Source organism: Lysinibacillus sp. Y5S-8 (genome assembly GCF_036894365.1).
In the GTDB taxonomy this organism is placed as follows: Bacteria; Bacillota; Bacilli; order Bacillales_A; family Planococcaceae; genus Lysinibacillus; species Lysinibacillus fusiformis_D.
Genome location: NZ_CP145889.1, coordinates 1989853 through 2002862, shown reverse-complemented (window position 1 = coordinate 2002862; position 13010 = coordinate 1989853). Strand labels below are relative to the sequence as shown.

The window sequence follows — 13010 nt, the reverse complement described above, 5'->3', positions numbered from 1 at the left end:
ACCTCACTAATTATTGCCCTTTTAGCATTGCTTCCAACTCTGCATGTGGTCGTGGAATCACATGCACAGATAATAGCTCCCCAACACGTTGTGCTGCTGCTGCACCTGCATCTGTTGCTGCTTTCACAGCCCCCACATCCCCACGGACAAGCACAGTGACAATTCCTCCACCGACATGTACTTTACCAACGATATTGACATTTGCGGCTTTCACCATGGCATCCGCAGCCTCAATAGAGCCTACTAAACCCTTTGTTTCAATCATCCCTAAAGCTCCTAAATTCATACGTTGTCACTCCTTCTGTTAAAATGCTTCTGCATCTTCTGGTAATGTTTGACCGCCATCAATAATAATTGATTGACCAGTAATAAAACCTGCCTCCTTGCTACTTAGGAACAAGGCAGCATAGGCAATATCCTCTACACGGCCAAGACTGCCGAATGGAATCGCCTTTTCCATCTTCTGTAAATATGTTTCACCAAGTCCATCTAAGCCTTCTGTTGCAATATTTCCTGGTAGCACGGCATTAACCGTAATATTAAAAGGTGCTAATTCAAGAGCTGCTGTCCGCATAAATCCTAATTGTGCTGCCTTACTTGCCGCATAATGAGTCCATCCTGCATAGCCAGTCACCGGGCCAGTTATGGATGAGGTAATAATGACCCTACCATAATTCGCTTTCTTTAAATACGGCATGCATGCTTTGACAGCAAACATCGTTCCTCTGGCATTAACATTTAACACTTGATCCCACTGTGCTGGCGTCATCTCCTCAAGTTTCACGGAAGGAAAAATACCAGCATTGGAACATAAAATATCGATGGCACCGAAAGAGCTAGCAACTTCAGCAGCCATTCTTTCAACAGATTCATAGTTTTCAACATCCACTGAGGCTGCTGAAGCTGACAAACCTTGAGCTTGTAGTTGATGCGCTAAATTGGTGGCAGCCTCTAGCCCTCTTGCAGCAATCACCACATGAGCACCTTGTTGAGCAAATACAGTTGCAATACCCTTCCCAATTCCTTTACTACCGCCAGTTACTATAACAACTTTTCCCGTTAAATCGACCTTCAACTAGTTCATCCACCTTTCCTTTTTAGCATTTATGCACTTGGTTTTTTCGCAATTTCTGTTACTAAACCATTCACTGCGACATCTGGTCGTAAAATAGTCGTAGAAGCAATCCATTCGTTTACTGCTTTGGCAATTTGCGTACCAATGGTTATTGCTTCTCGAATGGCTGCTGTATCCCCTTCAATAGCGATCGTTACAAGGGCCAAATCGATGGTTTCTTGTCGGAGTATTCGAATATCTGCAGCTTTTAGCATGGCATCTGCGATGAGAATTGAAATCGCCAGCCCTCTTGTCTCTACAATACCAATCGATTTCGTCATGTAACAACACTCCTGCTAATGTCTTTGTATCGTAATCCCTTTTTCCTGAATTACTTCTTGTGCTAGTGGTGTAAGTTTTGTATGGGCATGCAATTTTAGCTGTTGCCCTTTGTATGATTGAAGCATGTCTGCCGTCAGATAGTTTGCTACTATATCCGAACGAGACGTTTCCTCTTGTTGCTTTAGTACACGAATAAGCTGTGCAAATAACTGAATACTACAGCCAAACTCCTTTAAACGTTCTATATGTTGTAGCAACATCTCCATATATGCATTTGGTTCTTTTGTAGATATAATGGCAGATAATTTTTCATCAGGCACTAATATAGCTGTTTTATTATTGATCAATAACTCAGACAGGTACAAGGATGTCGGAGAATTGGGCAAACCTTGTGCACTGCTGACAATAAATGCCTGATCTACTTCCAGAAAAACGATTGCATCATAAAACAATTGAGAGGAGCTAGTAGTTTCATTCATTTGCCACTCCTCGATTTGGAAATAGTTTCTTAATATTTCCAGCTGTTTTTTAGAAATTGTTGTATGTGGATGGACAATGAATAACCTCTTATGCTTCGTATTCATCAGAGAGGTAACTACTTCTTCAATGATTCTCTGTAATTCCTTTACATCCATACTTGTCACTCCATTTTTATGAGTTTACCAATTGAATGGGTATGAATGGCAGCGGCATTTGCTTCATCTGTATCTACATGCATCTCAAGGATAAATTCTGGCGAGATACGCACTACAACATTCATTAGTTGTAGTTGACGTACCTTCCCAGAAATCTCGACTGTCACAATCTCCTTGTCTTGTACATTGAAGGTAGCTGCATCTGACACTGCCATATGAATATGTGCTTGCGCAATAATCAATCCTTGCTTTTTATGGAGTATCCCATGAGGCCCAATCAAAGTGATGGATTCAGACCTATCTAAGTCACCCGACATACGAATTGGCGGTGTCACACCGAGCTTTATGGCATCTGTTTGACTGATTTCCACTTGTGTTTCAGTGCGAAAAGGGCCTAAAATCCGAACATTGTCAATTTGACCTCTGGGCCCTTTTATCGTTAAGATATGCTGTGAGGCAAACTGACCTGGTTGGGAAAGCTCCTTCCAATTCTGTAAAATCGCCTCTCTACCAAATAAATGATAGAAATCCTCCTCATTTACATGACAATGGCGAGCAGAAATCGCAATTGGAATATTTAAATTCATTGTATCAGTGGCATGCACTTGATTGTTTGACATCGCAAGCCCTCACTTTCACTTAGGTAAAATTGCGTATAATTCCGAATGAGGGCGTGGAATGACATGTACTGATAGTAGTTCACCTACACGACGTGCCGCTTCAGAGCCTGCATCCGTAGCTGCTTTCACGGCACCAACATCACCTGTCACCAGCACAGTAACAATGCCTCCACCGACATGCACTTTCCCCACGATATTGACGTTAGCTGCTTTCACCATGGCATCTGCCGCTTCAATTGATCCTATTAAACCTCTTGTTTCAATCATGCCTAAAGCTCCATTTATCTCTACACTCATTTCATATTCCTCCTCTAATTACGTAACTTTGTTAGTACTTGCTCTATGATTTTTTCAATGGTTGCCATATCAATCAGTGCTCCTTCATTCGCTTGAATCGATGTAGCCAGTAAATTTTGTGGCTGTTGTGGCTGTGGAATGGTTAATTCTTTTATGCCATATGCCACTCTTTTTTTATTCAATAAATGACGAGCAGAAATATTATCACTCGTAATATTTCCTCCATATGCCCCACATCCTAATGTAAAGGAAGGCGTTAAACTTGTAGTGCCACCCGCAGCTCCAATAGATGCTAAAGTATTCACTAAAATTCTAGATACTGGCATTTGAGCAGCAAACGCTTTGACAAAATGTTCGTCCTGGGCATGAATAGCTAAGCTATGTCCTCTCCCTCCTACATCGAGCAATTGACGACAAATCTTTACAGCTTCTTCTTGCGAATTAGCGGTATAGAGACCTAAGATAGGGGATAGCTTTTCCATTGAAAACGGAAATTCTTTACCAATTTCATGTTCCTCCGCCACTAGTACTCGTGTATGTGGAGGTACATCAATGTTGGCCATTTTAGCGATTACAGTTGCTGGCTTTCCGACAATTTGGCTATTTAATGTACGAGCCACTGGCGAAATCACCTTTGCCAATTTTTCCTTGTCCTGTCCACTTAGTAAGATCGCCCCATTGTCTGCTAAAGCTTCCATCACCTGTGCTTTTACCTCTTGATGCGCAACAATGGCTTGCTCTGTAGCACATATGGTGCTATTATCGAATGATTTACTATCAATAATTCGTTTCGTTGCCTCTTTAACATTTGCTGTCCGATCAATATAGACAGGGACATTACCAGGACCAACACCATAGGCTGGTTTCCCCGAACTATAGGCTGCCTTGACAAGCCCAGCCCCACCAGTCGCTAATACAAGCTGTACATCTCGATGGCGCATTAATTCCTCAGTACTTATTAGTGTTGGATGGGTGATCCATTGTATAAGCCCATCTGGTGCACCTGCACGACTGGCTGCCTGCTGACAAATTTTCAATGCCTCAATGGTGCAGTTTACTGCTGTTGGATGTGGACTAAAGACAATGGCATTTTGCGCCTTTAAAGCAATTAATGTTTTAAAAATGGCTGTTGCGGTTGGGTTAGTTACAGGTGTCACCGCTGCAATAACACCAAATGGATAAGCAATTTCAACCTGCTTTGTCATCCTATCCTCCTGAATAATACCAACTGTTTTCTCTTGTCGGATGGATTCATAAACACCTTGAGAAGCCAACTCATTTTTCATTTTTTTGTGCTCAATGATCCCCATCTTTGTTTCCGATACAGCTAATATCGCAAGATTTTCTGCTTGTTGATAAGCATCATGGGCAATTGCCTCGATAATTCGATCTACTTGCTCTTGTGTAAAGCTTGCATACTTTTTTTGCGCAATCGAAGCTGCTGCTATCCCATCCCTTGCCTCCTGTATGGAAAGCAAATCCTGGTCCTTTACCATATGACGAACCTCCCGTCATGTAAATTTTTTTAGAGCGATTAAGTCGTTTGTATTTGTTGTAGTGCCAATGAATTGCTGTTGCTGGTGCAAACTTTGCCAATGTTGTAGTTCATGTGTAGATAATGCTTCATAAACATGGACTTTTGGTTGTTGCTGCTGACCGTGTTGTTCTTGTATCAACTGAAATGATTGCCATTCCTGCAACTCTTCGCTTGTTAATGTTGAATAGGCTTGCTCAGACTGAGTGGCCTGTGTTAGTTTTTCCAATACCAATTCTGTAATTTTGGCAATTAGCTGATTGTCCATTTGCTCACTCCTTTTCACATAACATTGTGATAACAGATTCATCATACGCATCAATAATTTTTGTAGCATCAGGCAAATAGTCCTTCGGGTACATTGCTGTAGGGATTATGCCAATCGAAAAACACATCCCAGCATTTTTGGCAAAGAGCATATCTGCATTTGAATCGCCAATCATCACGGTTCGCTCAAGTGGTATTTGAAATTGTTTCTTTGCCACATAAGCTAAGTCTGGAAAGGGTTTACTGTAAACAGCTTGGTCACTTCCTAGAACAAATTCAAATAAGGTTAACAACTCTAGCTGTTGTAAATGTGATTTGGCACGTGCCGTTTGATCAGCTGTGATCACCCCTAATTTCATACCTTTATTTTTCAAGGTTATTAAAAGAGAGCGAATACCAGGTAATGCCTGCACCCTACTATTCTCTTGCTGAGATGTGGCTAAGTTGGAGGCTGTTCTCGCAAGTGTCACACCTTTGCTCCAAGAAATTCCTTGCTGATAGAGTAAATACGCCATAATCGTTTCAGCTTCTTGTATACTTCCAATCGCTAAAGGACTTGTTGGATCAATAGTGGTTCCATCGTTGTTGACACCTATATTTTTTAAAAAGGTTTGTAAGGAAAAATGTATTTCGAAATCAGAATTTTCAGTCAAATTAGCATATAAATTTTTGGCCCATGCTATCCATAAAGCATCCATCTCAATAATGGTTCCATCCTTATCAAAAATGACCCATTCCACTTGTGTCATAGTAGTACCCATCCCTTTTATTCTATTCTCGTATTGCTTCTGTCGATGGTACTGGAGCTTGTACCTCTACATGTGCTAAAGCATCCTTTGCAAAGCGTTCCTCTGGTGCATCCTCGTTAATGCGATGTCTTGCCCAAACCCAATAATAAATACTCGCCATAGCAAAGACAGCTAAACAAACAATAAAAAAAGTCAAATTCGCAAAGAAGCTTGCAAAAATAGCAATCACAGCCAGCACGAGTGAGAAAATTGGTGTAAAGGGATAAAGTGGTGTCTTAAAAGAACGTACTAAACTAGGTTCTTTTTTACGCAGTATAAGCACCGATAAATTCATCGTAATATAGGATACTAAGGCACCGAATGTAGAAATTAAAATCAAATCATCTGGATTAAACAAAATAACTAACACTAACCCGATAAAACCTGGCAAAATAATGGCCATATAGGGCGTCTGACGCTTTTTATGCATCTTCGATAAAATGCTTGGTAAATAGCCTGCTCGTGATAGTGCATACACTTGTCGAGAGTAAGCCAAAATGACACCAGAAAAACTTGCAATTAAGCCTACTAAACCAACCGATGCCAATATTTGAGCTAACCAATAAGTATTCCCAAAGGCTGCCGCAATCGCTGCTGGCAATGGATCTTCAGCGACTGTCATAACATCAATACCAGCCAGTCCTATTGCAACAGTTGTTGTCAAAATGGATAAAATCAGCAATGTCACCATACCTGAAATCAAACCTCTTGGCATATCCTTTTGCACATCTCTCGTCTCCTCAGACAGCATAGGCAACATCTCAATTGCTAAGAATAACCACATCGCATACGGTAATGCAGACCATATCCCTTTAAATCCACCTGGTATTAAAGCACCATTCTCAGGGAATAAATTTCCAACGTTAATTTGCGGTAAACCAACAAAATACATTAATACTAATAATCCTAATGCGATAAAGACAAGCACCATTTCGATCGTAGCATATTCCTTAATGCCAATAATGTGAACGCCCATGAAAAGAGCGTACATAAAGGCTGCTGCTACAACTGTTGGTACAGCTGGGAATAAAAAGCTAATATACCCTCCAATACCGATGGCAATAATTGGTGCAGCAATGACATATTGGAGAACAACACCGATCCCTGTAATAAAGCCGATATAACGCCCCATCGCTCGTCGAGCAAATGAGTAGGGGCCACCTGCATAAGGTAACATCGTCGATAATTCAGAAATGCCTAAGGTCATCGTTAAATACATAATCGCCATAAATAATGTTGCAATGAGCATTCCTAAAAAACCAGATTGACTTAAACCAAAATTCCAGCCAAAGTAGTTTCCTGAAATGACAATGCCAACGCCAATTGTCCATAAATGAATGGGTGTAAGGGCTTTCTTTAATACGATGATTTCATCCTTTTTCGAAGACATGTTATTCGCCACCTTTTTATCGTTATTTAGTTGTTACAGTTCCGATACTTTTCTAAATAAGCTGTTACTAAGGCATCACTTTGAAGTGTATAGTTTTCACCAAGTAAGCGCGTAGTGTCATTATCACGGCTACCAATCCAAGAAATAAGCTGTAGTCTTCTCATTAATATAAATGTCGGAATCATCTCTTTCTCTTCATCTGTTAATGTCCTAATTTTGCTATAGCCCTTTATCCATGAAGCGATCAAATCATCCAGATAAGGCATATGCTCAATAAAGCTAACAGATGTTGCTACATCATATAAAAACCAGCCAAAACCACAATCATCAAAATCGATCACCTTGATTTCATCCCCGTAAATGAGTAAATTGGCTAAGCGTAAATCAGCATGAATCAGACCAAATCGTGTTTTACTTTTTCCAAAAGCCTCTAACTTCTTTTGTATGACGAGTGAGGCTTCTTCGTATAAAGCGATTCGTGATGGTGTCATCCCAAGTCCATCCTGCCATCTTGCCCATTTTGGACATTGTCCTAAAATTGTGTCATAATCCCACGTCATGCGTTGAAAAGCATGGTAATAATCGTGCTGCTCGATTGTATGCTTGTGAAATATCGCTGTTATTTCACCTAATGTTTCAAATTGTTGAATTAGATTTTCTTCATTGTTTTCATCAGGAGCATTACCCTCCAAAAATGTAAATAATGTGCTATAATAAATTGTGTCATGATACTGATGAGCATGTACGTAGTCACCGTCATCTGCTCGAATGGGTAATGATACATCAATAGGAGATTGCTCATGGAGCGAATTTAACCAGGCAATCTCCGCTTCTATCTCTTCTTTTTTATGATAGTTAGGTCGACTAATTCTCAAAATATATTTTTCGCCCTGTGTGTCTTCTACGAGATACGTAGCATTTTCTGAATAATCAATCATTTTACAAGATGCTTCTACTAAACAACTAAACTCCTTCAACGCATCGTTAGCTGCTTGATGAAAATTGGAAAGTACCACTTCTAAATCTATGAAATCCATGTGACCCATCTAGAAAACCCCCTTGTTTACTAAAATGATAAGCTTTCTCCCCATTTAATGGCGCGCAAATTTAACAAGTTGTGCTGCTTCCTTAATACCTGCCTCACATTTTTCAAGCAATTCATCACAATACGCTTTGTCACATAATAACCCTGGCTTAAATTGTAAAACACGTGTATCAAGCATAGAATAAATGGCCCACACACCATGCTTGTACAAGGAACTCATCACATATTTTGCCCCTTCAGGATGATTAAACTCTAAGCCCATAACAACGCCAAGCTGACGAATCCCCACAAAGAAATCAGGATATTGTTGTTGAATACGCTCTAAGCCACTACGAAGATAACGCGCAACATATTCTACATTTTTTACCACTTCAGGTCGTTGCGAAATTTCTAATACTTTCATCGCCACTACACAGCCAAGTTCCGCACCACCAAAAGTAGAAATATGTGCCAGACCATCTTCCACCATCCAACCCCCTGCTCGTTCATTGACCACTGTTGCCGCAATTGGATAAATGCCTCCACTCAGCCCCTTTGCCGTCACCAAAATATCTGGCTTCACACCATAATGCTCAATGCCCCACAGCTTACCTGTCCTCATTAAGCCCGTTTGCACTTCATCCGCAATATATAAGGCCCCATAGCGCTCGCAAAGCGATTTGACACCAGCTAAATAATGGGCATTTGGTAATGGGAATCCATAGGTAGCAGGAATCGTTTCGATAATGACGCTTGCTACATCTCCTTGCGCAAGTTCATGCTCCATCGCAGCTAGGTCATTGAATGGCACATGAACAAATTCATGTGGGCTACCTTCACTTAAAAATGGCTTAGAATAGCGGTCATTCCCAAGTGAAACTGCAAGACCTGTGTGCCCATGATACCCATTTTTAATAGAAATCGTTTTTTTACGCTTCGTAGCATAACGGGCACATTTTAAGGCAACATCAATCGCTTCGCTTCCTCCGCTGGAAAAAATCGAGTATGTTAAGCCATCCGGTGTGCAGGCTACTAATTTTTCTGCTAATTGAGCACGTGCAGTTGATGGAAAATGATGGTTACCAATATCAAAATAATTTGTTCCTTCTATTAATGCTGCAATGACTTCAGGATTACGGTGCCCCAAGTTATACGTGCCGCCATTTAGATGAGCATTCATTAATTTTTTACCATCCACATCGTAAAAATAATAGCCTTCTCTTTTTCCTATGACGACATCTACGCCATCGATTTGCCATTGTTTTGTTTTTCCTGGATTCCACCAGTCAATTGATTTTTGCAAGGTTGCTTGTTTGTTCGCAAAGTAATCCATATTTTCCACCTTCCTATACATTGACTTCATCCCAAATTTCACTTGCTATTAATAACTCAACTTTTTTCTGTGCTAGGCGTTCCTGCCATTGTCTAGAGCTTTTTTGATCTGTGATGACCATGGAAACGTCCTCTAAATGACAAATATGTGCAAATGTAGAGATACCAAATTTCGTATGGTCAGCTAAAATAATCGTATTTTCAGCACGTTCGATTAATTTTTTGGAAATTGCTGCACCAGTAATATCATAATCTGTAATACCATCCGCTAAGGAAATCCCACCAGCAGCAACAAAAGCTTTATTAGCCTTTAATTGATTGAAAAATAAATCAGCTAATGGACCACCCATAAACTTTTGGCGATGTTCATATTCACCTCCTGCAAAAAGCACCTTGCCTTGAAAGCATTCTGCTGCTAATGATAGGACTGGGAGAGAGTTTGTTACTACTATTACATTTGGTTTATCACTTAAAAAACGCACGACTTCGTAAGCTGTTGTACCATGACCAATAAAAATAACGTCTCCATCCTCCACAATACTTGCCGCAGCCTTACATATCCGTCTTTTCTCTAAGTTGTTAAGTGACGTTTTCTGCTCAAAAGTCCGTTCATACTTTTCTTTCGCCTTTACGGCACCTCCATAGACTTTGTGTAGGAGCCCTTCCTTCTCCAATCGATCCATATCTCTACGTATAGTCTCACCTGATACGTTCAATAGATGTTCGGCATCACTTACCTTCACTTTTCCTTCTAAATCTAAAATATCTAAAATTACTTTTTTACGTTCCTCAAATGAAAGGGACATACACAATCACTCCAAACACAAAATATAATCCAACAAAATCCACAAATCATTTCTGTATTTATGTGGATTCATTTTGAATTTTAAAGAATAGTTAGATAATTGTCAATACTACAAACATTATATTTATCTAAATAATGATCATTTTTTCTCCTTTAAACTATATTTATCTACAAAAATATAGTCCCCTAGTTATTTCACTATAACTTGGGGACTTATTTTCACTTCTTCAAAATACAATATCAATCCAAATTAATCCAAACACTCTTCACTTCTGTATAATTTTGCAGAGCATAGGAGCCCATTTCTCTGCCGATGCCTGACTGCTTATATCCTCCAAAAGGAGAAGCAGGATCCGTCATATTATAGCAATTAACCCATACGGATCCCGCCTTTAATTTTGCAGCTAATGAATGCGCGTTTTTTAAATTCTGTGTCCAGATACCTGCCGCTAATCCAAAATTAGAATTATTCGCTCTCTCTATGAGCTCTTCCATACTATCATATTCTATAACAACGACTACAGGTCCAAAGATTTCTTCCTGTGCAATTGTCATTGTATCTGTAACATTCGTAAAAATAGTAGGCTCTATAAAATATCCACTGTCAGCAGATTTTCCACCACAGGCTACTATTGCTCCCTCTTGAACACCTTTTTCAATATAATTTTTAACACGGTTTAACTGTTTTTCAGAAACAAGCGCACCCATTTGTGTATCAAAATTTAAAGCATGGCCTTGTTGGATTTTTGAAGCATAGTTCACCATTTGTTTGATAATCTCCTGAGACTGGCTACGATGAACAAATACTCTTGATCCAGCGCTACAGACTTCACCTTGATTGGCCATGATACCTGAAAGAACTCCTGGAATGGCTATACTTAAATCAGCATCCTGTAAAATAATATTTGGAGACTTTCCACCAAGCTCTAAAGTCACACGTTTCATTGTCTCAGCAGCCTTTTTCATAATGCTTTTCCCTACCTCTGTAGAGCCGGTAAAGGCAATTTTATCAATTTTTTCATGTACAACTAGTGCCTCACCTGCCACCAGGCCAAAACCAGGAACGATATTAATAACCCCTGGTGGAAAACCTGCCTCTGTCACTAATTGAGCAAAATAAAGAGCAGACAGCGGCGTTTGTTCGGCTGGCTTAAGCACAACGGTACACCCAGTTGCTAATGCAGGTGCAATTTTCCAAGAAACCATCATAAACGGAAAATTCCAAGGGATGATTTGCCCCACTACACCTACTGGTTCATGCCTTGTATAATTTAGAAAATTACCCGCAACAGGCAGGACTTGGCCCATATTTTTAGTTGCCCAACCAGCAAAGTATCTAAATTGCTCAACAGCATTCGGAATATCATTACCCAAAACTTCATTAATTGGCTTACCGTTATCCAAGGCATCAAGCTGAGCAATTTCCATTTTATGTTCTTCAATTAAATCCGCTAGTTTTAGCATCAATAACGCTCTTTGAGCAGCGTCCAGCTTTGACCATGATCCACAATCAAAAGCAACTCTAGCTGCTTCGACCGCTGCGTCTATGTCCTCTACTTGCGCTTCATATACATCTGTTATTTTATCTCCAGTGGAGGGATTTATTGTGTCAAAGGTTTTACCTGCTCTAGATGGAATAAATTCACCATTAATAAATAACCCCTTTGTTTCCTCTAAAAAAGCTTGCACCTTAGGTAACAATTCAATTGCTTGTGGTAGTTTCATCTCTAGCATACTAAAACCTCCTTGTTAAATTGATTGATCTAAAATATGATATATATCCTGTCGAGACATTTTACGGGGATTTGGCACCATGTACTGAGCGTCATGAAAGGCAATATCGACTAAAACATCAATATCCTCTTTACGAACCCCAATGGCACTTAATTTCTCAGGAATTCCAGCTTCTTTTGTCAAATTCTTCACATATGCCACTGCTGCTTTCGCTGCATCCTCTACCGAGAGGCCTTCTATATTGACACGCAATGCCTCTGCAATATCTTTAAATTTCTCAGGATTAGCCATCCAATTGTAATCTAATAGGTAGGGTAATAGGATCGCATTGACAATGCCATGCGGAGCATCATATTGCGCACCAATAGCATGTGAAATGCCATGAACCATTCCTAAGCCTGAATTAGCCATCCCTAAGCCTGTAATAGAACTAGCTAATAACATGCCATGCATCGCCTCTGTATTTTCACTATGAGCTATAGCAGGCAATAGTGATTTGCCAATCACTCGCACTGCATGTAAGTTAAGTGCATCCGTAAAATGTGAGCTCCAGATAGATACATAGCCTTCAATAGCATGTGTTAAAGCATCCATACCTGTTGAGGCAATGAGGCCACTTGGCATTGCACGTAATAGATTAGCATCCAATATGGCAGCTCTAGGAAATAGATCCTCTCCAAAAACTAATTTTTTTGTTTTTAAGCCATCTGTTTCATCCGTAATAACTGCTGCATTGCCACTTTCACTCCCTGTTCCTACGGTTGTAGGAACAGCGATGATGGGAAGTGCTTTTTTAGTATATTGATCGAAACCATAGTAGGCGGAAATAGAGCCCTCATTTGTTAATACGATCGCCAAGGCTTTTGCGCTATCTATGACACTTCCTCCTCCTACAGCTACTAAAACGGAAATGCCTTTTTCTCTATACATATTGGCAGTGTGGTCAATACTTGCAACATCTGGATTCGGTTTGACCTCGTCATAGATCAAGACTTCTATTTCCTCAGGGATTTCCACAAGCACATTTTTTAATATACCAGAGTGCTTAATACCTTGATCTGTCACCATCAAAATGCATTGAGCACCGATTTTCTGTAAGGCAGCACCTAAATTTTTAATAGAAGAGATACCCGTAAAAATCTTTGTTTTCGCATTAAAAACAGTTTCTGAATAAGCATTCATATTTAA

Annotated in this window: 15 protein-coding genes; all 15 read right to left on the bottom strand. The window is 39.9% G+C overall.

What is annotated here, in order from left to right; genetic code table 11:
* Positions 1–10: 10 nt before the first annotated feature.
* Positions 11–286, bottom strand: a complete 276-nt coding sequence (locus V6670_RS09495) for a BMC domain-containing protein (protein WP_338653847.1) — start codon at positions 284–286, stop codon at positions 11–13.
* A gap of 18 nt (positions 287–304) precedes the next feature.
* Complete coding sequence (gene fabG / locus V6670_RS09490) at positions 305–1075, bottom strand: 3-oxoacyl-ACP reductase FabG (protein WP_338653846.1); 771 nt, start codon at positions 1073–1075, stop codon at positions 305–307.
* Positions 1076–1104: 29 nt separating this feature from the next.
* Positions 1105–1395, bottom strand: a complete 291-nt coding sequence (locus V6670_RS09485; RefSeq protein ID WP_338653844.1) for a BMC domain-containing protein — start codon at positions 1393–1395, stop codon at positions 1105–1107.
* 15 nt (positions 1396–1410) lie between these two features.
* Positions 1411–2031: a hypothetical protein gene (locus V6670_RS09480; protein ID WP_338653843.1), complete on the bottom strand. Its 621-nt coding sequence runs from the start codon at positions 2029–2031 to the stop codon at positions 1411–1413.
* A gap of 5 nt (positions 2032–2036) precedes the next feature.
* A complete protein-coding gene (gene pduL, locus V6670_RS09475) occupies positions 2037–2651 on the bottom strand; it encodes a phosphate propanoyltransferase (protein ID WP_338653842.1) in 615 nt (204 codons plus the stop codon).
* Between the two features lie 15 nt (positions 2652–2666).
* Entirely contained in the window at positions 2667–2948 is a 282-nt protein-coding gene (locus tag V6670_RS09470; protein WP_004229005.1) for a BMC domain-containing protein, read from the bottom strand.
* A 14-nt stretch (positions 2949–2962) separates the two neighbouring features.
* Complete coding sequence (locus tag V6670_RS09465; RefSeq protein WP_338653840.1) at positions 2963–4444, bottom strand: aldehyde dehydrogenase family protein; 1482 nt, start codon at positions 4442–4444, stop codon at positions 2963–2965.
* 15 nt (positions 4445–4459) lie between these two features.
* The gene (locus tag V6670_RS09460) at positions 4460–4750 is read right to left on the bottom strand and encodes a hypothetical protein (protein ID WP_338653838.1); all 291 of its coding nucleotides are present in this window, start codon (positions 4748–4750) and stop codon (positions 4460–4462) included.
* A 4-nt stretch (positions 4751–4754) separates the two neighbouring features.
* A complete protein-coding gene (locus tag V6670_RS09455) occupies positions 4755–5498 on the bottom strand; it encodes an HAD-IA family hydrolase (RefSeq protein ID WP_338653836.1) in 744 nt (247 codons plus the stop codon).
* 22 nt (positions 5499–5520) lie between these two features.
* On the bottom strand, positions 5521–6927 hold the full coding sequence (eat, locus tag V6670_RS09450) for an ethanolamine permease (protein ID WP_338653834.1): 1407 nt from the start codon (positions 6925–6927) through the stop codon (positions 5521–5523).
* A 26-nt stretch (positions 6928–6953) separates the two neighbouring features.
* A complete protein-coding gene (locus V6670_RS09445) occupies positions 6954–7973 on the bottom strand; it encodes a phosphotransferase (RefSeq protein ID WP_338653833.1) in 1020 nt (339 codons plus the stop codon).
* A 45-nt stretch (positions 7974–8018) separates the two neighbouring features.
* Positions 8019–9284: an aminotransferase class III-fold pyridoxal phosphate-dependent enzyme gene (locus tag V6670_RS09440; protein WP_338654557.1), complete on the bottom strand. Its 1266-nt coding sequence runs from the start codon at positions 9282–9284 to the stop codon at positions 8019–8021.
* 13 nt (positions 9285–9297) lie between these two features.
* Positions 9298–10089 carry a DeoR/GlpR family DNA-binding transcription regulator gene (locus V6670_RS09435; RefSeq protein ID WP_338653831.1) on the bottom strand — a complete coding sequence of 264 codons (792 nt, stop codon included), beginning with the start codon at positions 10087–10089 and terminating at the stop codon, positions 9298–9300.
* A gap of 239 nt (positions 10090–10328) precedes the next feature.
* Positions 10329–11813: an aldehyde dehydrogenase family protein gene (locus tag V6670_RS09430; protein ID WP_338654555.1), complete on the bottom strand. Its 1485-nt coding sequence runs from the start codon at positions 11811–11813 to the stop codon at positions 10329–10331.
* Positions 11814–11837: 24 nt separating this feature from the next.
* On the bottom strand, positions 11838–13004 hold the full coding sequence (locus V6670_RS09425) for an iron-containing alcohol dehydrogenase (protein ID WP_338653829.1): 1167 nt from the start codon (positions 13002–13004) through the stop codon (positions 11838–11840).
* Between the last annotated feature and the right edge of the window lie 6 nt (positions 13005–13010).

Coding starts and splice junctions, on each gene's coding strand:
- V6670_RS09495 (WP_338653847.1), bottom strand. CDS start 286: ATGAATTTAGGAGCTTTAGGGATGATTGAAACAAAGGGTTTAGTAGGC.
- V6670_RS09485 (WP_338653844.1), bottom strand. CDS start 1,395: ATGACGAAATCGATTGGTATTGTAGAGACAAGAGGGCTGGCGATTTCA.
- V6670_RS09480 (WP_338653843.1), bottom strand. CDS start 2,031: ATGGATGTAAAGGAATTACAGAGAATCATTGAAGAAGTAGTTACCTCT.
- pduL (WP_338653842.1), bottom strand. CDS start 2,651: ATGTCAAACAATCAAGTGCATGCCACTGATACAATGAATTTAAATATT.
- V6670_RS09470 (WP_004229005.1), bottom strand. CDS start 2,948: ATGAGTGTAGAGATAAATGGAGCTTTAGGCATGATTGAAACAAGAGGT.
- V6670_RS09465 (WP_338653840.1), bottom strand. CDS start 4,444: ATGGTAAAGGACCAGGATTTGCTTTCCATACAGGAGGCAAGGGATGGG.
- V6670_RS09460 (WP_338653838.1), bottom strand. CDS start 4,750: ATGGACAATCAGCTAATTGCCAAAATTACAGAATTGGTATTGGAAAAA.
- V6670_RS09455 (WP_338653836.1), bottom strand. CDS start 5,498: ATGACACAAGTGGAATGGGTCATTTTTGATAAGGATGGAACCATTATT.
- eat (WP_338653834.1), bottom strand. CDS start 6,927: ATGTCTTCGAAAAAGGATGAAATCATCGTATTAAAGAAAGCCCTTACA.
- V6670_RS09445 (WP_338653833.1), bottom strand. CDS start 7,973: ATGGGTCACATGGATTTCATAGATTTAGAAGTGGTACTTTCCAATTTT.
- V6670_RS09440 (WP_338654557.1), bottom strand. CDS start 9,284: ATGGATTACTTTGCGAACAAACAAGCAACCTTGCAAAAATCAATTGAC.
- V6670_RS09435 (WP_338653831.1), bottom strand. CDS start 10,089: ATGTCCCTTTCATTTGAGGAACGTAAAAAAGTAATTTTAGATATTTTA.
- V6670_RS09430 (WP_338654555.1), bottom strand. CDS start 11,813: ATGAAACTACCACAAGCAATTGAATTGTTACCTAAGGTGCAAGCTTTT.
- V6670_RS09425 (WP_338653829.1), bottom strand. CDS start 13,004: ATGAATGCTTATTCAGAAACTGTTTTTAATGCGAAAACAAAGATTTTT.